Origin of the sequence: Microbacterium sp. SL62 (assembly GCF_026672635.1) — a bacterium.
Lineage (GTDB): Bacteria > Actinomycetota > Actinomycetes > Actinomycetales > Microbacteriaceae > Microbacterium > Microbacterium testaceum_A.
In genome coordinates this window covers 2591030-2613149 of record NZ_JAPPRM010000001.1, presented here as the reverse complement: position 1 = coordinate 2613149, position 22120 = coordinate 2591030, and the positions used below count along the sequence as shown (strand labels likewise).

Below are 22120 nucleotides of genomic sequence, written 5' to 3'. Positions count from 1 at the left end.
GTTCGGCCGGTTCCCGAGGTTGATCTCTCTGAGATCCCAATGAGGTTCCGTGTGCTGGCGGCTGTCAATTGAAGTGAACTGCCTCACGGGTAGGTCGAGAGATCGTTTCTGTGGGTGCGTCCGTTCCTTGAGAACTCAACAGCGTGCACTTGTCAAATGCCAATTTATTCCTCGTCGGTCTTCGGATCGCGAGAAATTCCTTTGGATCAAAGTCCAACCCTTTCGGGGGTTGGCGTGAAATTCGTCAGTAATGATGTTTTTCTTTGGTCAGTTTCAAACTCGCTGCGGCCCCGTTTTCCCGGTGGTTGTATGCATTTCTTTTTTACGGAGAGTTTGATCCTGGCTCAGGATGAACGCTGGCGGCGTGCTTAACACATGCAAGTCGAACGGTGAAGCCAAGCTTGCTTGGTGGATCAGTGGCGAACGGGTGAGTAACACGTGAGCAACCTGCCCTGGACTCTGGGATAAGCGCTGGAAACGGCGTCTAATACTGGATATGAGACGTGATCGCATGGTCGTGTTTGGAAAGATTTTTCGGTCTGGGATGGGCTCGCGGCCTATCAGCTTGTTGGTGAGGTAATGGCTCACCAAGGCGTCGACGGGTAGCCGGCCTGAGAGGGTGACCGGCCACACTGGGACTGAGACACGGCCCAGACTCCTACGGGAGGCAGCAGTGGGGAATATTGCACAATGGGCGAAAGCCTGATGCAGCAACGCCGCGTGAGGGATGACGGCCTTCGGGTTGTAAACCTCTTTTAGCAGGGAAGAAGCGAAAGTGACGGTACCTGCAGAAAAAGCGCCGGCTAACTACGTGCCAGCAGCCGCGGTAATACGTAGGGCGCAAGCGTTATCCGGAATTATTGGGCGTAAAGAGCTCGTAGGCGGTTTGTCGCGTCTGCTGTGAAATCCCGAGGCTCAACCTCGGGCCTGCAGTGGGTACGGGCAGACTAGAGTGCGGTAGGGGAGATTGGAATTCCTGGTGTAGCGGTGGAATGCGCAGATATCAGGAGGAACACCGATGGCGAAGGCAGATCTCTGGGCCGTAACTGACGCTGAGGAGCGAAAGGGTGGGGAGCAAACAGGCTTAGATACCCTGGTAGTCCACCCCGTAAACGTTGGGAACTAGTTGTGGGGACCATTCCACGGTTTCCGTGACGCAGCTAACGCATTAAGTTCCCCGCCTGGGGAGTACGGCCGCAAGGCTAAAACTCAAAGGAATTGACGGGGACCCGCACAAGCGGCGGAGCATGCGGATTAATTCGATGCAACGCGAAGAACCTTACCAAGGCTTGACATATACGAGAACGGGCCAGAAATGGTCAACTCTTTGGACACTCGTAAACAGGTGGTGCATGGTTGTCGTCAGCTCGTGTCGTGAGATGTTGGGTTAAGTCCCGCAACGAGCGCAACCCTCGTTCTATGTTGCCAGCACGTAATGGTGGGAACTCATGGGATACTGCCGGGGTCAACTCGGAGGAAGGTGGGGATGACGTCAAATCATCATGCCCCTTATGTCTTGGGCTTCACGCATGCTACAATGGCCGGTACAAAGGGCTGCAATACCGTGAGGTGGAGCGAATCCCAAAAAGCCGGTCCCAGTTCGGATTGAGGTCTGCAACTCGACCTCATGAAGTCGGAGTCGCTAGTAATCGCAGATCAGCAACGCTGCGGTGAATACGTTCCCGGGTCTTGTACACACCGCCCGTCAAGTCATGAAAGTCGGTAACACCTGAAGCCGGTGGCCCAACCCTTGTGGAGGGAGCCGTCGAAGGTGGGATCGGTAATTAGGACTAAGTCGTAACAAGGTAGCCGTACCGGAAGGTGCGGCTGGATCACCTCCTTTCTAAGGAGCATCTGACGCCCTGTAGTGGGGTTGTTCAGGCGCCGGATCAGACCGAATGTGTCTGCCGGTTAGCTCATGGGTGGAACATTTGACTCGGTGCTCATATCTGATGGTTTGGATCTAGTACGCAGCTTGTCTGTGGGAACGGTCTGGTCCGGAGGGGTGGGTACATGCACGCTGTTGGGTCCTGAGGGGCCGGGCGCTGATCGCGTCAGTCGTATGGCTGGTGGTGGTTGGTGGCTGTTCCTCGAGGGCCTGCTTTGGTGCCGGTGTTCCGGTGGCTGGGGTGGGTACCGCCCGTACTTTGAGAACTACACAGTGGACGCGAGCATCTTCGACATGAGCCTTTTGGTTTGTGTCGTGAAGATGATCTTAAAGATCATTAGTCAATTTTTTGACGATTCAACTCATGTGATTTCAAGTCTTTAAGAGCAAACGGTGGATGCCTTGGCATCTGGAGCCGAAGAAGGACGTAGCAATCTGCGATAAGCCTCGGGGAACTGATAAGCGAGTTTTGATCCGAGGGTGTCCGAATGGGGAAACCCCGCCAGGGCGCGTGCGTACCTGGTGACTCCCGCCTGAATATATAGGGCGGGTAGAGGGAACGTGGGGAAGTGAAACATCTCAGTACCCACAGGAAGAGAAAGCAAAAGCGATTCCGTAAGTAGTGGCGAGCGAAACCGGAAGAGGCTAAACCTAGCGTGTGTGATAGCCGGCAGGCGTTGCATGTTGGGGGTTGTGGGACTTTTCTGATTGTTCTGCCGAATGATCGACGTGACAAGAGGGTATAGACGAACGGTTTTGAATGGCCGGTCATAGAGGGTGCGAACCCCGTAGTCGAAATGCCTGTTCTTGGCGTGAAGAGTATCCCAAGTAGCACGGGGCCCGAGAAATCCCGTGTGAATCTGTCAGGACCACCTGATAAGCCTAAATACTCCCAGGTGACCGATAGCGGACAAGTACCGTGAGGGAAAGGTGAAAAGTACCCCGGGAGGGGAGTGAAATAGTACCTGAAACCGTTTGCTTACAAACCGTTGGAGCCTCCTTAGTAGGGGTGACAGCGTGCCTTTTGAAGAATGAGCCTGCGAGTTAGCGATACGTGGCGAGGTTAACCCGAGTGGGGTAGCCGTAGCGAAAGCGAGTCTGAATAGGGCGATTCAGTCGCGTGTCCTAGACCCGAAGCGAAGTGATCTATCCATGGCCAGGTTGAAGCGACGGTAAGACGTCGTGGAGGACCGAACCCACTTAGGTTGAAAACTGAGGGGATGAGCTGTGGATAGGGGTGAAAGGCCAATCAAACTTCGTGATAGCTGGTTCTCTCCGAAATGCATTTAGGTGCAGCGTTGCGTGTTTCTTGCCGGAGGTAGAGCTACTGGATGGCCGATGGGCCCTACAAGGTTACTGACGTCAGCCAAACTCCGAATGCCGGTAAGTGAGAGCGCAGCAGTGAGACTGTGGGGGATAAGCTTCATAGTCGAGAGGGAAACAACCCAGACCACCAACTAAGGTCCCTAAGCGCGTGCTAAGTGGGAAAGGATGTGGAGTTGCTTTGACAACCAGGAGGTTGGCTTAGAAGCAGCCACCCTTGAAAGAGTGCGTAATAGCTCACTGGTCAAGTGATTCCGCGCCGACAATGTAACGGGGCTCAAGCACGCCACCGAAGTTGTGGCATTGACATTTTTGGTAGGCCTTCGTGGTCCAGCCGTGTTGATGGGTAGGAGAGCGTCGTGTGGCGAGTGAAGCGGCGGGGTGACCCAGCCGTGGACGCTACACGAGTGAGAATGCAGGCATGAGTAGCGAAAGACGTGTGAGAAACACGTCCTCCGAAAGACCAAGGGTTCCAGGGTCAAGCTAATCTTCCCTGGGTAAGTCGGGACCTAAGGCGAGGCCGACAGGCGTAGTCGATGGACAACGGGTTGATATTCCCGTACCGGCGAAGAACCGCCCAAGCTAATCCAGTGGTGCTAAGAGTCCTAGCTCGGAATGTTGTTGATCCCTTCGGGGTGAGACGCGTCCGTGTGAACGCTCGACCCCATGCTGGTGCGGCTAGCGTATTAACAGGTGTGACGCAGGAAGGTAGCCCAAGCCAGGCGATGGTAGTCCTGGTGCAAGTGCGTAGGCCGAGTGATAGGCAAATCCGTCACTCATTGAGGCTGAGACACGATGCGGATAAAAAGTGGGTGATCCTATGCTGCCGAGAAAAGCATCGACGCGAGGTTCTAGCTGCCCGTACCCCAAACCGACTCAGGTGGTCAGGTAGAGAATACCAAGGAGATCGAGAGAATCGTGGTTAAGGAACTCGGCAAAATGCCCCCGTAACTTCGGGAGAAGGGGGGCCATCCACTTATTAGGACTTGCTCCGAAAGGGTGTGGTGGCCGCAGAGACTAGTGGGTAGCGACTGTTTACTAAAAACACAGGTCCGTGCCAAGTCGCAAGACGATGTATACGGACTGACGCCTGCCCGGTGCTGGAAGGTTAAGAGGACCGGTTAGCCGCAAGGCGAAGCTGAGAATTTAAGCCCCAGTAAACGGCGGTGGTAACTATAACCATCCTAAGGTAGCGAAATTCCTTGTCGGGTAAGTTCCGACCTGCACGAATGGCGTAACGACTTCCCAACTGTCTCAACCGCGAACTCGGCGAAATTGCATTACGAGTAAAGATGCTCGTTACGCGCAGCAGGACGGAAAGACCCCGTGACCTTTACTACAGCTTGGTATTGGTGTTCGGTGTGGCTTGTGTAGGATAGGTGGGAGACGGTGAAGCATTCACGCCAGTGAGTGTGGAGTCATTGTTGAAATACCACTCTGGTCACTCTGGATATCTAACTTAGGACCGTGATCCGGTTCAGGGACAGTGCCTGGTGGGTAGTTTAACTGGGGCGGTTGCCTCCCAAAATGTAACGGAGGCGCCCAAAGGTTCCCTCAACCTGGTTGGCAATCAGGTGGCGAGTGTAAGTGCACAAGGGAGCTTGACTGTGAGACTGACAGGTCGAGCAGGGACGAAAGTCGGGACTAGTGATCCGGCAGTGGCTTGTGGAAGCGCTGTCGCTCAACGGATAAAAGGTACCTCGGGGATAACAGGCTGATCTTGCCCAAGAGTCCATATCGACGGCATGGTTTGGCACCTCGATGTCGGCTCGTCGCATCCTGGGGCTGGAGTAGGTCCCAAGGGTTGGGCTGTTCGCCCATTAAAGCGGTACGCGAGCTGGGTTTAGAACGTCGTGAGACAGTTCGGTCCCTATCCGCTGCGCGCGTAGGAAGTTTGAGAGGATCTGACCCTAGTACGAGAGGACCGGGTTGGACGAACCTCTGGTGTGTCAGTTGTTCCGCCAGGAGCACCGCTGATTAGCTACGTTCGGGATGGATAACCGCTGAAAGCATCTAAGCGGGAAGCCGGCCTCAAGATGAGACTTCCATACCATTTATGGTGAGAGGCTCCCAGCCAGACTACTGGGTTGATAGGCCGGATGTGGAAGCGTAGTAATACGTGAAGCTGACCGGTACTAATAAGCCGATGACTTGATAACACACCTGTTTTTGGTGCTTGCGTCCACTGAGTGGTTCTCGATGTACGGTCGGGAACTCAACAATGATCATGTCGTTGTTGGTTTTTGAAACATCAATAGTGTTTCGGCGGCCATAGCGAGAGGGAAACGCCCGGTTACATTCCGAACCCGGAAGCTAAGCCTCTCAGCGCCGATGGTACTGCAGGGGGGACCCTGTGGGAGAGTAGGACACCGCCGGACTTCTTTTAGTCGAAATGGCCACCCAAAGTTGGGTGGCCATTTCGCATTTACGGGCACAATCCCCCGGTGATCGACCCCGGTCGACCGCCCGGGGATTGGGTTTCAGCGCCGGTACCCACACCACCCAGAGAAGGTGGTGTGGGCACCGGCGCTTCGCCGTACCCCGGCGTATCGATGGGGGCGACCCCGGGTCTACGCTGACGGCACCGAGAAGGGACGCCGTCATGCTCTACACACACTTGGGGGTCGAGCCCCGGATCCACCCCGATGCCACCATCGCCCCCACGGCGGTGATCAGCGGCGACGTGAGGATAGGCGCCGGATGCCAAGTTCTCCACGGTGCGGTGATCACGTCCGAGGGGAGCCCCGTCGTCCTCGGCGACGACTCCATCGTGATGGAGAACGCTCTCGTGCGCGCGAGCTCGGCGCACGCCGTTCACGTCGGTGCCCACACCCTGATCGGCCCGATGGCGAGCATCGCGGGCGCCGACATCGGCGAAGAGGTCTTTCTCGCGACGGGCACGCGCATCTTCAACGGCGCGGTGGTGGGCGATCGTAGCGAAGTGCGGATCAATGCCGTCGTGCACGTGCGAACCCTGCTGCCCCCGGACACCGTCGTCCCGATCGCCTGGGTGGCCGTGGGGGATCCCCTGCAGATCCTGCCTCCCGACCGGCACGAGGAGATCTGGGCCGCACAGAAGGAACTCGACTTCCCGGGTTACGTCTTCGCCTTGGATCGGCAGACGCCCGATCTCATGGTGCAGCTCACGGAACGCTACGGTCGAAGCTTGTCGCGGCACCGGACGGACCGACGCGTCGACCACGAGACCGTCGACATCACGAAAGACGCGCCGCCCCTCTGAGAGAGGAGCGGCGCGCCGTATCGGTCCTGAACGTCAGCCGGTGTTCTGCAGACCGGCGGCCACTCCGCTCACCGACAGCAGCAGGAGGCGCTGGTGTTCGGCATCCGGAGTCGGGTTGTCGGAGTCCGCATCCCGCAGCGCGCGCAGAGCCCGGAGCTGCAGAAGCGAGAGCGCATCGACGTAGGGACTGCGCATCTTGACGGCGCGCTGGAGGATGGGCTTGTTGCCCAGCAGGTCGCCTCCGGTGATGCGCTCGACCCAGGATCGGGTGAGGAGCATCTCGTCCATCACGAGCTGCGCGAGGTCGTCGCGGTCGCCGAGGGCCAGGTAGCGGCGGGCAATGCGCTCGTCGGCCTTGGCGAGGCTCATGGCGACGTTGTCGATCATCGTGCGGAACAGCGGCCACTGCTCGTACGCGTCGCGCAGACGCTGCTCGTCGCCCACAGCGTCGAGGGCGGTGCCCAGACCGAACCAGCCGGCGAGGTTGATGCGCGCCTGCGTCCACGAGAACACCCACGGGATGGCGCGGAGGTCTTCGAGCGATTCGACCGACAGACCGCGTCGCGCGGGACGCGAACCGAGCGCCAGATGTCCGAGTTCTTCCATCGGGGTGACCGTGGCGAACCACGGTGCGAAGCCCGGAGCCTTGACGAGGGCGAAGAACCGCTCGCGCGAAGCGACGTCCATCGTGCTCGCCACGTCGGCGAACGCCTCGGCGGCGCCACGATTACGACGTTCGATCGAGGGGGAGGATGCCGTGAGAACGGCGGCCGCCACCTGATCGATGTGACGCATGGCGATGTCCGCGTCGCCGTACCGAGCGAAGATGACCTCGCCCTGCTCGGTGAGCTTGAACCGGCCGTCCACCGAGTGGGGCGGCTGCGCGAGGATCGCGGAGTTGGCGGGCCCACCGCCGCGGCCCAGGGCCCCGCCGCGACCGTGGAACAGCGTCAGTTCGATGCCCTCGGCCTGGGCCCACGTGGAGATCTCGGCCTGGGCCTCGTAGAGGGCGAGGTTCGCCGCGACCGGGCCGACGTCCTTCGACGAGTCGGAGTAGCCGAGCATGACCTCGAGGCGGCGACCCGTGGCATCCAGTCGGCTCACGAACGAGGGGTGCGACACGATCTCGGCCAGGATGCCGGGAGCCGCCTGCAGGTCGGCGAAGGTCTCGAACAGCGGGATGACATCGAGCACCGGAAGCGTCTCGCCCGGGCCCATCGCGTACGAGGCGAGCTCGTGCACGTTGGCGAGGTCTTCGGCCGACTGTGTGAAGGAGACGATGTAGCGTCCGGCGGCGCGCGGTCCGAAGCGCTCCTGCACGTACGCGATCGAGCGGAAGACCTCGAGGACCTCGTCAGTCTGCTCGCTCCGGGCTCCGCCGGCGCGCAGCTCGTCGAGGACCTTGCGGTGCACGGCGGAGTGCTGACGCACCTCGAGCTCGGTCAGGTGGAAGCCGTAGGTCTCGACCTGCCACACGAGACGCTGCAGGGCGCCGTAGGCCTGACGAGCGGCACCCGCCGCCACCAGCGAATCCTGCACGGTGCGCAGGTCGGCGAGCAGGTGCTCGGGGTCGCGGTACGCGAGGTCGGCGTTGCGGGTACGGGTCGCCGCGATCTTGCGGGCGAGCAGCAGCAGGATCCGCCGGTGCGGCTCGTCGGGGGAGCGCTCGGCGATCTCGGCCGCAGCGTCCTCATCGGCGGCGCGCAAGCGGTGCCACAGCGCGACGAGAGCGTCGCTGGGCGGGGTGCTCTCGGCATCCAGGGTCAAACCGCGCCCCACGCGCTGGGTCGTGCGCTCGAGCCCGAGGAGCACGTGCTCGCTCGCGATCGCGGCGGCCTTGCGGGTGACGGATGCCGTGACGAAGGGGTTTCCGTCACGGTCGCCGCCGACCCACGAGCCGACGCGCACGAACGGCTTGACGATCGGCGCGCGGGATCCGGCGTTCTCGCCCTGCAGGATGTCGTCGATGCGGCGGTAGACGCGCGGGACCGCGGTGTAGAGCGTCTCATCGAACACGGACATGACGGAGCGGACCTCGTCGACGGGCGACGGCTTCTCACGCCGTAGAGGGGCGGTGCGCCAGAGCGTGTCGATCTCTTCGAGCATGCGACGCTCGGCACGACGGCTCTCGGTGCCACCCGCGGAGGCGTCGTCGTGCTCCGACAGCAGCTCGGAAAGACGTCGGATGCTGGTCGATATCGCGCGGCGGCGGGCCTCGGTGGGGTGCGCGGTGAAGACCGGGTGGAAGCGGAGCGCCTGGAGGCGTGCGAGCGCCGTCTCTTCGCCGACCTCGCTCGAGAGCCGCTCGAAAGCGCTCGCGATCGTGTCGGGGGTGCCGCTGCGCGAGGGATGATCGCCACGCTCGCGCAGCACGCGGACGCGCTGGTGCTCCTCGACGAGGTTCACGAGATGGAAGTAGGCCGTGAAGGCCCGGGCCACCTCGTCCGCCCGCTCGATCGAGAAGCCGTCGGCGATCGCGGCCGCCCGTTCGAACGCCTCGGGCGTCTCGTCGGTGTAGGCCTGGATCGTCGCCGATCGCAGTCGCTCGACGTCGTCGTACAGTCCGGGGGAGCCGCTCTCCTGAAGGACGCGGCCCAGGAGCGATCCCAGCAGGCGCACATCGGCACGCATCTGTTCGGGGAGCTCCTGGCCGGCTTCGAAGCGGCCCACGAGGTCGATGGCCTCGGTCGGGGTCAGTTCACGCACACGCCCCAGATTATCGGCGTCGAGGGCGCACCGATTCACGTGTAACGGCATGCGACCGTCCGACGGGTCGAACACCGGACAATCTTCGGCCGCGCCCGGGTGTCACCGCAGTGATTCGGGGCGCGGGGGCTCGGCATCCCGAAATCTCCGTCTTACGGCACGGGCGGGCGCCGCGCGCCTCGGCGCGGGGGATACTCGTGGCGAGCGGACCGCCGGGCCCGCCGAAGGAGGAACCGTGAGCGACGACGCCCTGCGGGAGGCCGCCGACACTATGCGAACCGTGCGCGCGCGCTGCGCCTGGACGCGGACCATTGACCACCGCGACCTCGTGCCGTACCTCGTCGAAGAGAGTGCCGAGGTGATCGACGCCGTCGAGTCCGGCACGCGCAGCGACCTGCGCGAGGAGCTCGGCGACCTGCTCTGGCAGGTCCTGTTCCATGCCGAGATCGCCGCGGGCGATGCCGACGATCCCTTCGACATCGACGACGTGGCCCGGGGACTCACCGAGAAGATGGTGCGGCGGCATCCGCACGTGTTCGCGGATGCCGTGGCCACCACACCCGAAGAGGTGCTGGTGCACTGGAACGCGGCCAAGGCCGCCGAGAAGAGCACGCGCACCAGCGTGCTCGACGGGGTCAGCGACCACATGCCTGCTCTCGCGCTCGCGCAGAAGGTGATGGGGAAGGCCGCGCAGGTCGGTGTCTGCGCGCCGACGCATCACCTGGCCGACCCCGCGACCGAAGCGGAGCTCGGCGACGCGCTGCTGACCCTCGTGCATCTGGCGCGCTCGCGCGGCTGGGACGCCGAGCGCGCCCTGCGCGAACGCGTGCGCGACCTGCGGACCGAGGTGCGTGAGGCGGAGGCGGAGGCGGGCCCGCGATGACGGGCTCCGCGCGAGCGTACACGGTCCGGTGCGGCCGGAGCGGGTGATCTCGACCGCCGGCGGGCGACGCGCCGGACGACGGACCGCCCGCGCCGCTCTGGAAGAATGGGGCCGTGGCATCCGTGAACCCGCCGCGCGGCATGCGCGACTTCCTCCCCGCTGACAAGGCCCGTCGCGAGCGCGTGCTCGCCGTCATCCGCGAGCGTTACCGCGCCCACGGCTTCGACGAGATCGAGACCCCCGTCATGGAGGACTACGACCGCCTGCACGCCGGGATCGGCGGCGACAACGAGAAGCTGTCGTTCAGCATCCTCAAGCGGGGGATGGATGCCGAGGGCATCCGCAGCGCCGCCGACGACCCTGCCGCGCTGGCCGACCTGGGCCTGCGCTACGACCTCACCGTGCCCCTCGCCCGGTTCTACGCCACGCACCGCGCACAGCTTCCGACGGTGTTCCGCTCGATCCAGATCGCCCCGGTCTGGCGCGCCGAGCGCCCGCAGAAGGGGCGTTACCGCCAGTTCATGCAGTGCGACATCGACATCATCGGCGACGCCTCGGCGCGTGCCGAGGCCGAACTGATGACCGCGAGCCTCGACGTCCTCGACGCGCTGGGTCTCGAGGGCGGGTCGATCCGCGTCAACGACCGGCGCGCCCTCGACGCGATGCTCGACGTCTTCGGCTTCGCGCCCGATGAGCGCCCGGGTGTGCTCATCACGATCGACAAGCTCGACAAGGTCGGCCCCTCGGGGGTGGTGGAAGAGCTCCGCGGACGCGGGGTGAACGCCTCGGCCGTCGACGCCTTCGCCGCCTACCTGGAGCGGCCCGCGGCCGAGCCGTCGTTCGACGAGCCCGGCATCCGCGCGGCGCTGCCCGACGGCATCCCGGACGAGGTCGTCGCGCACCTCGTCGATCTCGGCGACACGGTGGCCGCCGCGCGCGGGGGAGCCGTTCCCCTGGTCTTCGACCCGTTCCTCGTGCGGGGCATGGGCTACTACACGGGCACGATCTTCGAGCTCGCCCACCCGAGCGTCGACTACTCGCTCGGCGGCGGCGGCCGGTACGACGGCATGATCGGGCGCTTCCTCGGCCAGCAGGTTCCGGCCGTGGGCTTCTCGATCGGGTTCGAGCGCATCGTCGACCTGCTGCCGGCCACCGACGCCGACGGCGAGCGCGCGATCGTCCTCGTCCACGATCGCGACGTGCCGTTCGCGCGACTGCTCGCACTGAAGACGGCGCTCATCGCCGACGGCGCGCGCGTGCGCGTGGAGCAACGCGCGAAGAACATGAAAGCGCTGCTCGAGCGTTCCGCGGCGGACGGCTACGCCTCGTTCGCGAGCGTGAACGCCGACACGACCCCCGAGACCCTCGAGGTCAAACCGCTCGCCTGACGCCGACGGGAGGGGATGCCGGCCACCGCTGCCGTGCCCCGACCCACGGCGCGCGGGTCGGGGTCACGCCACCGCGCTGATGAGGGCTTCGGCAGGGTTCTCCGCGGCGAGGCGTTCCAGGCGAACCGCGGTCTCGGCATCGCGCGGAGAGAACCACACCACGCGCGAGCCCAGACCGTCGTCGATCCAGAGACTGGACATCTCGAGATGGAGTTCGCCCACGCGGGCGTGGACGAGGTGCTTGTTCGCGTTGCGTTCTCCTCCGACGTCGCCGAGCCGCCACAGTTCGGCGAAGCGCGGGGACTCCTCCTCGAGTTCGGCGACGAAACGCTGCCAGGAGGGTTCCTCGTGGTGGCGGCCGTACGCGGCGCGCAGGCGCGCGGCGATCCTCCGCTGGGCGTGGTCGAGGTCGACGTGCGAACGCTGCCACTCGGAATCGGTGAACAGCAGAACGGCGCAATTGCGTCGCTCGGCGGGCATCTCGTCGAGGTCGTCGAAGAGATACCGGTACGCGCGGTTGTAGGCGCGGATGTCGAAACGCGCGGTCTGGACCGCGGCCGGGTAGGGGAGGAGCTTCTCGAGCAGGTCGAGATGGGTGGCTCCGACGCACAGCCGCGCCTCGCGGTCGGGCACCGGCAGGTCGGCGAGGGCGAACAGGTGGTCTCGTTCGTCATCGCTCAGCCGGAGTGCTCGCGCGATCGCGGCGACGACCTGGGCGGAGGCCGCGATCGGACGCCCCTGCTCGAGCCAGGTGTACCAGGTCAGCCCCACCCCGGCGAGCTGTGCGACCTCTTCGCGGCGCAGGCCAGCGACGCGGCGTCGTATCCCCTCGGGAAGCCCCACGTCGGAGGGGCGGAGGCGCGCTCGTCTACTGCGGAGGAACCCCGCGAATTCGGCGCGCACATCGTCGGATCGAGTCATGGCATCCCTCCCTCTCCGGCGATCATAGGACGCGCTTCCATCATCGCGACGTCGGAGGGGAGTGGTGCCACTACCAGGATGAGCGCACTCCTGGTACCAGGATGCGACGGCCCGCATGCTGGCACCATGACGACTTCCGCACACCCCGGCACCGGGACCGCTCCGGTGCCCATCCGCCCCGGCGCTTCCGCCGAGGTGCCCACGTGGCGCTACCTCGGATTCCTCCTGGGGCCCGGGGTGGGGACCTTCGCCTTCAACGCGGTGACCGTGATCCTGCCGACTCTCCGTGAGCGGTTCGGGGCGGGGGACGTCGCCCTCGAGCTCGTGATCGCGGGGTACGGCATCCCGTTCGCCGTGCTTCTCATCCTGGGCGGCCGACTGGGCGATCGCTTCGGGCGGCACCGTCTCTACGTCGTCGGGATGGGGCTCTTCCTCATCTCGGCGATCGCCTGCGCCCTCGCACCGTCGATCGAGACGCTCATCGCCGCCCGGATCGTGCAGGGAGTCGGAGCGGCGCTCTGCACACCCCAGGTGCTCGCGACGATCCAGGCGACATCGCAGGGCGCGGCGCGCACCCGCGCGATCGCCGCGTTCGGGGCGAGCGGCGGTATCGGCGCCGCCGTCGGCCAGGTCGCGGGAGGGGCACTGGCCGCCTTGTCTTTCGGGCCGGTCGAGGGATGGCGCGCGGTCTTCGTGGTCGTCGCGCTCATCGCCGTCGCCGCGATCTCGCTCGCCCCTCTGGCACCTCGCTCCCGCGCGCACGAGGTCGTCGCGATCGACCTGGTGGGCACGGCGGCCCTCGGCCTCGGCATCCTGGCTGTCTCGGTGGCGCTGACCTTCGGTCCGGTCTGGAACTGGTCGTGGCCCGTGCCGGTCGCGCTGGTCGTCGCGGCGGTGTCTCTGGGGGCGATGTGGATGCACCAGAACGCGATCGAACGCTCGGGCCGGGTTCCCCTGCTGCCGCCCAGCGTGCTGCGACTGCGGCCCCTGCAGCTGGGCCTGGCCGCCGCGGCGCTCTTCTTCGCCGGGTACTCGGCCCTGCTCTACGTCTTCCCGCGCGCGGTCGAGGCGGGAGGGCTGTCGTCACTCGAGGCCGGGATGGCTCTCTTGCCGTTCGCCGTCGTGTTCGCCGCGATGTCGCTGGCCGTCGCTCGCATCCAGGCCAAGATCGGGGACTCGACCCTCGTGCTCGGCGTCTCGATGCAGATCGTCGCGCTCGTCGCAATGGCGGTGACGCTCGTCTTCGGGTGGGGGCACGACATCGGCCTGTGGCTGCAGCCCGCTCTCGTCGTGCTCGGGGCGGGGCAGGCGCTCATCTTCTCGCCGCTCACCCAGCTCGTGGTGCGCGAGGTGCCCGTCGAGGCTGCCGGCCTGTCGGGCGGGATGTTCAGCACCGCGCAGCAGCTCGCCCTCTCGTTCGGTGTGATCGTCATCGGAGGAATCGTGACGCTCACCGGCGTCGCCGGCCGCACTGAGCTGCTCGCGGGGCTCGCCCTCGACATCGTGCTGGCGGTGGCCGTGCTCGCTCTCGCCGTGGCCCTGCGCGCGCGGAGCCGGTCGGCGGCGCGGTGAGTCGCGGCATTCCGTCTCGATGGTGTTCACGGGATGCCGGGAGCCCGACGTCTCCCCATCGTCACGGCGCGTCCACCGCTCGTTCACCGCGGGCGGGTGTCATCGGAGGATGCGAACGCGTCGACCGGTGACCCTGACCGCGGCGTCGGTCGTCGCGCTCGCCGGCGCCGGGGCCGTGGGGCTGCGGACCCTCATCTCCCGTCAGGCGGCGATCGCCCGGCGCCGCATCGGCAAGCCCCTCGGCGAGCAGGCGCTCGACGCCGACCGCGTCTGGCGCCGCAAGAAGCACCCGGGCGAGCCGGTCGAGCTGCTCGTGCTCGGCGACTCGATCGCCGCGGGTCTCGGCGCGGGACACCGTCGAGACACGCTCGGCGCGCGGCTGGCGAAGGGCATCGCCCGTGAGGCCGGGCGCCCGGTGCGGTTGCGGACCGCCGCGGTGGTGGGTTCGGAGACCTCGGCCCTGGCCGGTCAGGTCGCCACGCTCCCGGAGGGGTACCGGCCGGATGCCGCGGTCATCGTCGTGGGCGGGAACGACGTGACGCACCGCATACCGGCGTCGCGCTCGGCGGAGCAGCTGGAGCAGGTCGTGCGCGAGTTGCGCGGGCGCGGGATACCTGTCGTCGTCGGCACGTGTCCCGACCTCGGGACCCTCCGGGCGATTCCGCAGCCGCTGCGCGCTCTCGCGGCCCGCTCGTCGCGGCAGCTGGCGTCGGCGCAGGCCGCGGCGGTCCACCGTGCCGGAGGGCGGGTCGTGGCCCTCGCGCGGGCGGTCGGCCCGGTGTTCGCCGAGCGACCCGACGAGATGTTCAGCGTGGACCGGTTCCACCCCAGCGCACTCGGGTACCGGCGCACGGCGGATGCGCTGCTCCCGGCGCTGCTCGCGGCTCTCGAACCGGTGCGTCGGCCCGGCGCGCGCGCCGGTGATGTGCCGGACCGCGTGAGCGAGCAGAACTCCTGAATCGCTGATCGGGCGAGCACTTCCCGCGCCGGATTCCTGCGGCTCAGGCGCCACGCGCGCCGAAACCTCAGGAGTTCGGTCCGCCCCCGATCCCCGGCGGACGCATAGCTCGCGGTTCTACCGTTCTTCCACGCCTCCCCTCGATGTCTTCCTCAGCACCTGGCGCGCCGATCCGATCACGCTCGGCGTGCTCTTCGTGGCATCCGCGGTCTACCTCTCGGGCGTTCGACGCGTCCGCCGACGCGGAGAGACCTGGCCCGTACTGCGCACGATCGGCTTCTTCGCGCTCGGGCTGCTGCCCTACGCGGTGATCGAGCTCGGCTTCCTCGGGGTGTACTCATCAGAGCTGCGGTGGGCGTTCTCGACGCGCGTCGCCCTGCTCATCTTCGCGGTCCCCGCCGGTATCGCGGCCGGGCGCCCGCTCGACCTCGTCCCCTCGGGCATCCGCGAACGCTTCCTCGCGTCGAGGATCACGCGCGTCTTCGGCAACGCGATGGTCGCCACCGTCGTCATCGCCGCGGTCTTCTGCCTCTTCCTCACCCCGATCGCCGGCATCCTGCGCGTGAATCCGGTGGTCGAAGCCTCGCTCGGGATCGTCGTGCCCCTCGTCGGGCTCGCGATGGTGCTCCCGATGATGGCGCTCGGCGCGATCCACACCGGCACCTTCATCGCGATCGAGTTCCTGCTCGCGTTCGTCGAGCTGCTGATCGACTCGGTGCCCGGTCTGCTGATGCGTCTGAACGACAACGTGCTGGATCTGATCCCGGATGCCACGCAGGCGGTGTCGTGGTGGCCCTCACTGCTGCACGACCAGCACCTCGCCGGCGACATGATCTGGTTCATCGCCGAGTTCGCCGACGTGCCGATCCTCGTGATCCTCATGGTCCGGTGGATGCGCAGCGACCGGGTCGAGGCCAAGGGCTTCGACGACCTCTCGGACGAGGAGTACGACGAGATGACGCGCGCCCACCTGCGCGGAGAGCGTTGACCCGCCGCTCGCACGCCGACAGGCTGGGGGAGTGCGCACCCACGAAGACGTCGACGCGTTCCTGACCGAGACCCTCATCGGGGCCGACCCTGCGGGAGAGGCCGCGCTCGCCGCCCAACACCACGCCGGGCTCCCCGCGATCGAGGTGGCTCCGGTCAACGCGAAATTCCTGCACCTGCTCACGCGGATCGCCGGCGCGCGGCGAGTGCTCGAGGTCGGCACTCTCGGTGGGTACTCGACGATCTGGTTCGCCCGGGCCGTCGGCGAGACGGGACGGGTCGTCACCATCGAGGCGGAGCCGGCGAACGCCGAGATCGCCCGCGCCAACCTCGCGCGTGCGGGAGTCGCGGATCGCGTCGAGGTGCGCGTCGGCCGCGGAGCGGACGTGCTGCCGACCCTCGTCGACGAGGAGCCGTTCGACCTCGTCTTCATCGACGCCGACAAGGAATCGAACGAGACCTACCTCGACTGGGCCGCGCGCCTCGGCCGACCCGGCACGGTCGTGGTGGTCGACAACGTCGTGCGCGGGGGAGAGGTCGCCGACGCCGACACGCCCGACGGCAAGGTGCAGGGCGCTCGCCGCGGCATCCTGATGCTCGGCGCCGACACCCGTTTCGACGCCACCGCCCTGCAGACCCTCGACCGGAAGGGGTGGGACGGGGTGGCGGTGGCGATCGTGGTGGATCCGACCGCGTCTTGACTCGGCCGCACGCCCGACGGACGGGGTCACTAGACTCGACCACGGACCGACGACGCTCCGCCCCCTCTCCACCCAAGAACCAACGAGGAGTCCTTCGTGGCACTTATCGAGGCTGTCAACGCGCGCGAGATCCTGGATTCGCGCGGTAACCCGACCGTCGAGGTGGAGGTGCTCCTCGACGACGGAATCGTCCAGCGGGCTGCCGTCCCTTCCGGCGCGTCCACCGGCGCGTTCGAGGCCTACGAGCTGCGCGACGGCGACAAGAGCCGCTACAGCGGCAAGGGCGTGCTGAAGGCCGTCGCCGCGGTCGTCGACGAGCTCGGCCCCGCCATCGAGGGCGTCGAGGCCAGCGAGCAGCGCATCATCGACGAGATCCTCATCGAGACCGACGGCACCGAGAACAAGTCGCGCACCGGCGCCAACGCCATCCTCGGCGTCTCGCTCGCCGTGGCCAAGGCCGCCGCGGACAGCGCCGACCTTCCCCTCTTCCGCTACCTCGGCGGACCCAACGCGCACCTGCTGCCCGTTCCGCTGTTCAACGTCATCAACGGTGGCGAGCACGCCGACAACGGCATCGACTTCCAGGAGTTCTTCCTGGCCCCCATCGGCGCCGAGACTTACGGCGAGTCGCTGCGCTGGGGCACCGAGGTCTACCACATCCTCAAGGGCGAGCTGAAGTCGGCCGGCTACAACACCGGCCTGGGCGACGAGGGCGGCTTCGCCCCCGACCTGCCCAGCAACCGCGAGGGCCTCGACTTCCTCATCCGCGCGATCGAGAAGGCCGGGTTCACGCCCGGCACGGACATCGCCGTCGGCCTCGACGTCGCCGCCACCGAGTTCTACAAGGACGGCGTCTACACGGTCGAGGGCAAGGAGTGGAGCGTCGACACGCTCGTCGACTACTTCGCCGACCTCGTCGCGAACTTCCCGATCGTCACGATCGAGGACGCCCTCGCCGAGGACGACTGGGACGGCTGGAAGAAGCTGACGGATTCCATCGGCTCCAAGGTCCAGCTCGTCGGTGACGACCTGTTCGTCACCAACCCGAAGCGCCTGCAGCAGGGCATCGACCTCGGCGTCGCCAACTCGCTGCTGGTCAAGGTCAACCAGATCGGCACGCTGTCCGAGACGCTCGACGCGATCTCGCTGGCCACCCGCTCGGGCTACACCTCGATGCTGTCGCACCGCTCAGGCGAGACCGAGGACACCACCATCGCCGACCTCGCCGTCGCGGTCAACGCCGGCCAGATCAAGACCGGCGCCCCGGCACGTAGCGAGCGCGTCGCGAAGTACAACCAGCTGCTCCGCATCGAAGAAGACCTCGGCACCGCCGCGGTCTTTGCGGGCCGATCGGCGTTCCCCCGTTTCAAGGGCTGATCGACCGACCATCGAGGAGGGGGAGCCGCACGGTTCCCCCTCCTTCGTCGTTTTCGCTGGACGGATGCCGAGCACCCGGCGCGTCCCCAGGGGCCCCCGGGCCGGCGACGTAGACTCACTCGCGGCCCGAATCCCGGGCGGGATGACGACGGAAGGGATGCCGTGGAGCGACCGACACTGCCGCCCCGCCGTCCCGCGGCATCCGAGGCTCCGACGTCGCGTTCCAAGGCGTCGAAGAGCTCGGCGAAGGCGCCCGCGCGTCCCGTGCGACAGCCCGTGCGCCCCTCGGCCGAGGAACGCCGCGTCGACGTGCGCGAGTGGCTCGGGCGGGTGCGCATCTCGGGCTTCGTCGTGATCATGCTGGGCCTGGTCGTGCTCGGGACCTTCGTGCTCGTCCCGACGGTAGGGACGTACATGGATCAGCGTCAGCAGATCCAAGCGTTGCGGAGCGCTGTGCAGCTGAGCCAGTCCGAGGTCGCCGACCTGCAGACCCAGCGCGATCGATGGTCGGACCCCGCGTACATCCGGACGCAGGCGCGCGAGCGGCTCGGGTACACCTTCCCCGGCGAGGTCGTCTACCTCATCGACAACGACCTCCCCGCCTCGGCGACACCGCAGGAGCAGGACGACGTCAGCGGAGACGTGGGGCAGACCCGTACCGACTGGATGGCGCAGCTCGTCCGCTCGGTCACCTCGTCGGGCGCCGCGCAGGTCGCCGTCCCCGACATCACGATCGGCGTCCCGGACCCGACTCCCGCGCCCGACGCCCCGGCCGGCTGAGCGGCCCGACGGAGTGTCGGAGACCCCGGGTACCCTGGAGTCGATGACTACCGCAACGCTTCCCCCCGCCTCCGACGCCGACCTGGCCGTTCTGCAGTCGCAGCTCGGCCGTGTACCGCGCGGCGTCGTGGGGATCGCCGCGCGCTGCGTGTGCGGCAATCCGACCGTGGTGGCGACCTCGCCGCGTCTCGACGACGGCAGCCCGTTCCCCACGTTCTACTACCTCACCCACCCCGCCGCGACGGCGGCGATGTCGGTGCTCGAGGCGGGGCACGTCATGAAGGAGTTCTCCGATGAGCTCGCCGAAGACGAAGAGCTGCAGCAGCAGTACCGCGCGGCCCACGAGGCGTACCTCCGCGACCGCGCAGCGTACGGCGAGCCCGAAGAGATCGCTGGCATCTCGGCCGGAGGCATGCCCACGCGCGTGAAGTGTTTGCACGCCCTGGCGGGGCACGCGCTCGCGGCCGGCCCCGGCGTCAATCCGATCGGCGACCGCGCCCTCGCGCGCGGCACCTGGTCGCCCGAGCGGTGCCAGTGCGAAAGCCCCGGGACCGGCGGATGAAGCGCGTCGTCGCCGTCGTGGCATCCGTTCTTCTCGTGACGGTGCTGAGCGGCGCGACGACCATGCCCGCGGCGGCCGTGTCGGTCCCGGCGTCGGTCAGTCCGCAGGCGTCCGCCAATCCTGTGCCCGAGGATCCGACCGACTCGGTCCGCGCGGGCGAGTACTGGCTCGACCAGTACGGCGTCCGAGAGGCATGGAAGACGACGCGCGGCGCGGGGCAGAAGATCGCCGTCATCGACACCGGGATCGGGCGCGGTCCCGCCGAGTTCAACGGAGCCGTCGCGGGTGGCACCGACGTCTCGGGCGTGGGGGCCGCCGACGGACGCACCCCCGTCGGTGCCGTCGACGCGAACCACGGCAGCTGGGTGGCCTCTCTCGCCGCGGCACGCGGCACCGGTAACGGTCGCGGCATGATCGGCGTGGCGCCCGAAGCCGAGCTGCTGTCCATCTCGGTCGGCTTCGGGGCTGCGAGCACCAAGCCCTTCACCGACCAGATCGCGGACGCCATCCGCTGGGCGGTCGACAACGGTGCGACGGTCATCAACATGTCGTTGACGACCAACACCCTCGACTGGGACACCAGCTGGGACACCGCTTTCGAGTACGCCTTCGACCACGACGTCGTGATCGTGGTCGCCGCGGGCAACAGGGGGAGCGGCACCGACCGCGTGGGCGCCCCCGCCACCATTCCGGGGGTGCTCGCCGTGGGAGGCGTCGACCCGACCGGCGCGGCGAGCAACGACGCGTCGACGCAGGGCATCACCATCGGGCTCTCCGCCCCGAGCGAGCGGCTCATCGGCGTCTCGGCCGACGGCACCCTGGTGCAGTGGAACGGAACGAGTGGCGCCGCCCCGATCGTCGCCGGCATCGCCGCTCTCGTCCGCGCCGCGCATCCGGGAATGGATGCCGACAACGTCCTCAACCGCCTGATCCAGACGGCGAAGCCGGCCGCGGGCGCTTCCGCGCGACCCGACAAGCTCTACGGGTACGGTCTGGTGGATGCCGCGGCCGCCGTGTCGGCGCGGGTCGAGACCGTGTCGGAGAACCCGCTGGGCAGCCTCGAGGAATGGATCCGGCTGTACCGCCGGGCGGACGCGCAGCCGTCGCCCGAGCCGACCTCGACCCCGGTCGTCATCCCCCCGCTGCCGCCGATCGAAGCCGCGCCGGCGGCGAGCTCGCCCCTGCTGCCGTCTCGCGATAGCGTTCTGTACGGATCGCTGCCGCTCGGTGCCGCCACACTGGCCGCTATAATGATTGCGCTCGGTGTCACTGCTGCTGCCCGGCGAATCCGACAGGCGCGCGTCTCCCGCGAGCCGAGCCGCACCACAAACGAGGAGTCCCTCACATCGTGACCACTACCGTGCCCAGAATCCTCATCGTCGGTGGGGGCTATGCAGGTTTCTACACCGCCTGGAAGCTCGAGAAGCTCCTCGGCCGTAACGAAGCCGACGTCACGCTCGTCGACCCGCTGCCGTACATGACGTATCAGCCCTTCCTCCCCGAGGTCGCTGCGGGCGAGATCGAGCCGCGCCACGTCGTGGTGGGCCTTCGTCGCCACCTCAAGCGCACGACGGTCATCGCGGGCAAGATCACGGGCATCTCGCACGCGACCAAGACCGCGACGATCACGCCGATCGCCGGTGACGAGACCTTCGAGCAGAGCTACGACCACATCGTCGTGACCGCCGGTGCCGTCTCGCGCACCTTCCCGATCCCCGGCATCGCCGACAACGCGATCGGACTCAAGACGATCGAAGAAGCCGTCGCCATCCGCGACCGCCTCACGTCGAACTTCGACAAGGCGTCGGTGCTGCCGGCCGGCCCCGAGCGCGACCGTCTGCTGACCGTCGTGGTCGTCGGCGGCGGATTCGCCGGTATCGAGGTCTTCGCCGAGCTCCGCGCCTACGCGTCGTCGCTACTGAAGCAGTACCCGACCCTGTCGTTCGACGACACGCACTTCCACCTCATCGAGGCCATGGGGCGCATCATGCCCGAGGTCTCGCAGAAGACGAGCGAGTGGGTTCTCGCCGACCTCGCGAAGAAGGGTGCCTTCGTGCACCTCGACACGCAGGTCAAGGGTGCCGTCGACGGCATCGTCGAGCTCTCCACCGGTGAGAACCTCCCGACCGACCTGATCATCTGGACGGCCGGAGTCATGGCCAACCCCACGGTCGTCCGTGGCAGCGACCTCCCTGTCGAAGAGCGCGGTCGCATCCGCACCCGCCCCGACCTGCGTGTCGGAACCGACGACGAAATCGTCGAGGGTGCCTGGGCGGCCGGCGACGTTTCAGCGGTTCCCGACCTCTCGGGTGGCGGTGTCGGCGGTTTCTGCGTCCCCAACGCGCAGCACGCGGTGCGCCAGGGCAAGCTCATGGCCAAGAACCTCGTGGCCGTCCTTCGCGGCGAAGAGCCCAAGGAGTACAACCACAAGAACCTCGGTGCCGTCGCCGGCCTGGGCCTGTACAACGGTGCGTTCCAGTCGGGGAACATCGCTCTGACCGGTCTCATCGCGTGGTTCGCCCACCGTGGGTACCACGGCCTGGCCATGCCCACGTGGGAGCGCAAGTTCCGCGTGGTCGGCGACTGGATGCAGAACTTCTTCCACGGCCGCGAGGTCGTCAACCTCGAGGCCGTCCAGAAGCCGCGCGCCGCGTTCGAGGAGTTCGCAGCGCGTCCGCGTCCGGCAGCTCCCGCCGCCGAGGCCCCCGCGGCTCCGGCCGAGAAGAAGGTCGAGCCCGTCGCGGCCAAGTAAGCCCTCGTTCGAGACCCTCGCGCCCCTGGGTGCGGGGGTCTCGTCGTTTCCGGATGCCGCGGGGCCACTTTCGCCGCCCCG

The 22120-nt window shown here is 66.6% G+C and carries 14 protein-coding genes and 3 rRNA genes; 15 read left to right on the top strand and 2 right to left on the bottom strand.

The window, feature by feature from the left end; all coding sequences use genetic code 11:
• The first annotated feature begins 321 nt into the window (after positions 1-321).
• The 4 genes from OVA26_RS12500 (at position 322) to OVA26_RS12485 (ending at position 6452) form a co-directional block, all read left to right on the top strand.
• Positions 322-1843, top strand: a 16S ribosomal RNA gene (locus OVA26_RS12500).
• Between the two features lie 415 nt (positions 1844-2258).
• Positions 2259-5370: ribosomal RNA gene (locus OVA26_RS12495) — 23S ribosomal RNA — on the top strand.
• Between the two features lie 102 nt (positions 5371-5472).
• Positions 5473-5589, top strand: a 5S ribosomal RNA gene (rrf, locus tag OVA26_RS12490).
• Together the 16S, 23S and 5S rRNA genes form the textbook arrangement of a ribosomal RNA operon.
• A 224-nt stretch (positions 5590-5813) precedes the next feature.
• Positions 5814-6452 (top strand): gamma carbonic anhydrase family protein, encoded by a 639-nt coding sequence (locus OVA26_RS12485; protein ID WP_074697094.1) that lies wholly within the window; start codon positions 5814-5816, stop codon positions 6450-6452.
• 33 nt (positions 6453-6485) lie between these two features.
• Here OVA26_RS12485 and OVA26_RS12480 read toward each other — a convergent pair whose 3' ends face one another.
• Entirely contained in the window at positions 6486-9158 is a 2673-nt protein-coding gene (locus OVA26_RS12480; RefSeq protein ID WP_074697092.1) for a phosphoenolpyruvate carboxylase, read from the bottom strand.
• 271 nt (positions 9159-9429) lie between these two features.
• On the opposite strand from OVA26_RS12480, the gene OVA26_RS12475 reads away from it, so the two are divergent.
• Together OVA26_RS12475 and hisS are read left to right on the top strand one after the other, a co-directional pair.
• Positions 9430-10041, top strand: a complete 612-nt coding sequence (locus tag OVA26_RS12475; protein WP_268104924.1) for a MazG family protein — start codon at positions 9430-9432, stop codon at positions 10039-10041.
• Positions 10042-10181: 140 nt separating this feature from the next.
• Complete coding sequence (hisS, locus tag OVA26_RS12470) at positions 10182-11429, top strand: histidine--tRNA ligase (RefSeq protein WP_218128185.1); 1248 nt, start codon at positions 10182-10184, stop codon at positions 11427-11429.
• 63 nt (positions 11430-11492) lie between these two features.
• Here the strand turns inward: hisS and OVA26_RS12465 are convergent, their stop codons facing one another.
• The gene (locus OVA26_RS12465; protein ID WP_056229963.1) at positions 11493-12350 is read right to left on the bottom strand and encodes a helix-turn-helix transcriptional regulator; all 858 of its coding nucleotides are present in this window, start codon (positions 12348-12350) and stop codon (positions 11493-11495) included.
• Positions 12351-12476: 126 nt separating this feature from the next.
• On the opposite strand from OVA26_RS12465, the gene OVA26_RS12460 reads away from it, so the two are divergent.
• The 9 genes from OVA26_RS12460 (at position 12477) to OVA26_RS12420 (ending at position 22039) form a co-directional block, all read left to right on the top strand.
• Positions 12477-13922 carry an MFS transporter gene (locus OVA26_RS12460; RefSeq protein ID WP_268104274.1) on the top strand — a complete coding sequence of 482 codons (1446 nt, stop codon included), beginning with the start codon at positions 12477-12479 and terminating at the stop codon, positions 13920-13922.
• A 127-nt stretch (positions 13923-14049) separates the two neighbouring features.
• On the top strand, positions 14050-14880 hold the full coding sequence (locus tag OVA26_RS12455) for an SGNH/GDSL hydrolase family protein (RefSeq protein ID WP_442786058.1): 831 nt from the start codon (positions 14050-14052) through the stop codon (positions 14878-14880).
• A gap of 196 nt (positions 14881-15076) precedes the next feature.
• A complete protein-coding gene (locus OVA26_RS12450; protein WP_268104270.1) occupies positions 15077-15868 on the top strand; it encodes a cytochrome c oxidase assembly protein in 792 nt (263 codons plus the stop codon).
• A 31-nt stretch (positions 15869-15899) separates the two neighbouring features.
• Positions 15900-16568, top strand: a complete 669-nt coding sequence (locus tag OVA26_RS12445; protein WP_268104268.1) for an O-methyltransferase — start codon at positions 15900-15902, stop codon at positions 16566-16568.
• Positions 16569-16664: 96 nt separating this feature from the next.
• Positions 16665-17945, top strand: a complete 1281-nt coding sequence (gene eno, locus OVA26_RS12440; RefSeq protein ID WP_268104266.1) for a phosphopyruvate hydratase — start codon at positions 16665-16667, stop codon at positions 17943-17945.
• Positions 17946-18107: 162 nt separating this feature from the next.
• Positions 18108-18725: an FtsB family cell division protein gene (locus OVA26_RS12435; protein ID WP_268104264.1), complete on the top strand. Its 618-nt coding sequence runs from the start codon at positions 18108-18110 to the stop codon at positions 18723-18725.
• A gap of 43 nt (positions 18726-18768) precedes the next feature.
• The gene (locus OVA26_RS12430; protein WP_056230150.1) at positions 18769-19287 is read left to right on the top strand and encodes a DUF501 domain-containing protein; all 519 of its coding nucleotides are present in this window, start codon (positions 18769-18771) and stop codon (positions 19285-19287) included.
• Positions 19284-20639, top strand: coding sequence for a S8 family serine peptidase (locus OVA26_RS12425; RefSeq protein ID WP_268104262.1), 1356 nt, complete (start codon positions 19284-19286; stop codon positions 20637-20639). The genes OVA26_RS12430 and OVA26_RS12425 overlap by 4 nt, the downstream gene beginning before the upstream one ends.
• Positions 20636-22039: an NAD(P)/FAD-dependent oxidoreductase gene (locus OVA26_RS12420; RefSeq protein ID WP_268104261.1), complete on the top strand. Its 1404-nt coding sequence runs from the start codon at positions 20636-20638 to the stop codon at positions 22037-22039. Before OVA26_RS12425 ends, OVA26_RS12420 begins: the two co-directional genes overlap by 4 nt.
• Positions 22040-22120: the final 81 nt, after the last annotated feature.

What these genes read in the sequence shown, in the direction of transcription:
- OVA26_RS12485 (WP_074697094.1), top strand. Translation starts at nt 5,814, where the DNA reads ATGCTCTACACACACTTGGGGGTCGAGCCCCGGATCCACCCCGATGCC.
- OVA26_RS12430 (WP_056230150.1), top strand. Translation starts at nt 18,769, where the DNA reads ATGACTACCGCAACGCTTCCCCCCGCCTCCGACGCCGACCTGGCCGTT.
- OVA26_RS12465 (WP_056229963.1), bottom strand. Translation starts at nt 12,350, where the DNA reads ATGACTCGATCCGACGATGTGCGCGCCGAATTCGCGGGGTTCCTCCGC.
- OVA26_RS12460 (WP_268104274.1), top strand. Translation starts at nt 12,477, where the DNA reads ATGACGACTTCCGCACACCCCGGCACCGGGACCGCTCCGGTGCCCATC.
- hisS (WP_218128185.1), top strand. Translation starts at nt 10,182, where the DNA reads ATGCGCGACTTCCTCCCCGCTGACAAGGCCCGTCGCGAGCGCGTGCTC.
- OVA26_RS12425 (WP_268104262.1), top strand. Translation starts at nt 19,284, where the DNA reads ATGAAGCGCGTCGTCGCCGTCGTGGCATCCGTTCTTCTCGTGACGGTG.
- OVA26_RS12475 (WP_268104924.1), top strand. Translation starts at nt 9,430, where the DNA reads ATGCGAACCGTGCGCGCGCGCTGCGCCTGGACGCGGACCATTGACCAC.